Below are 1,029 nucleotides of genomic sequence, written 5' to 3' on the forward strand. Positions count from 1 at the left end.
AGATGCCCAAGTGACCTTCGCCTTCATCGAGCAGCATGCGCGGACCTGGCCGGTGCGTCTCATGTGCCGCGTGCTCGGAGTCTCACCCAGCGGCTTCTACGGATGGCGGTCACGGCCTGAGAGCGCCAGCTCGGCCTCCAACCGCCAACTCCTGGACGACGTCCGGCGCATCCATGCCGCCCATCACCGGCGCTACGGCTCCCCGCGCGTGCATGCCGCCCTGCGGGCCGAGGGCCGGTCTGTCAGCCGCGGACGGGTGGAGCGCCTCATGCGCCGGCACGGCATCCGTGCTTTGGCGGGGCGTCGGTTCCGGCCCTGTACGACCGACAGCCGGCACGATCTTCCGATCGCCCCAAACCTCCTGAAGCAGGACTTCTCGGCCGCGCGGCCAAACACGGTCTGGCTGGCCGATATTACCTACCTGCCGACCGGCGAGGGCTGGCTGTATCTGGCCGCCGTCCTCGATCTGGCCACGCGCAAGATCGTCGGCTGGTCGATGCGCGATCACATGCGCGCTGAGCTGAGCGTAGCGGCATTGATGATGGCCGCCCAGCGGCAGCGGCCGGCCGCCGGGCTCATCTGCCACTCGGATCGCGGCAGCCAGTACGCGGCCGAGGCCTATCGGAAGCAGCTCGCCGCAATGGGGGCCAGGCCGTCCATGAGTCGGACCGCCTGTTGCTACGATAACGCCCCGATGGAGAGCTTCTTCCACACACTCAAGGTCGAGCTCGTCCATCAGCGACGATGGGCGACCCGGGATGAAGCGCGGCGCGATCTGTTCGCCTACATCGAGGGCTACTACAATCGGCAACGCATCCACTCGGCACTCGGCTATCTTACGCCCGAGCAAGCCGAGAGGACCACAAAATGATCTCTCTGTGTCCGCGACACCGAGGGAGGATCAGGGCAACGATGGCTCGGGTCAGCCCATCCTCATCGGCCGGCACGGTCGGCACGTAGCGCTGCGTGCCTCGATGCTGGCCGACGATCCGGCAGGCGTGACGTTCCGAGAGGCCGTACTTCTCCCGG

General features: G+C 67.2%; 1 protein-coding gene and 1 pseudogene. One reads left to right on the forward strand and one right to left on the reverse strand.

Annotation, left to right across the window (positions count from 1 at the left end):
* On the forward strand, positions 1–871 hold an 871-nt coding region (locus ACLBYB_RS32625), incomplete at its 5' end, for an IS3 family transposase (RefSeq protein ID WP_447701357.1).
* A gap of 31 nt (positions 872–902) precedes the next feature.
* On the opposite strand, the pseudogene ACLBYB_RS32630 reads toward ACLBYB_RS32625, so the two are convergent.
* Positions 903–1,029 (reverse strand): annotated as a pseudogene (locus ACLBYB_RS32630) (IS3 family transposase); the annotation flags it as partial.

Source organism: Methylobacterium sp. D54C (assembly GCF_053345595.1).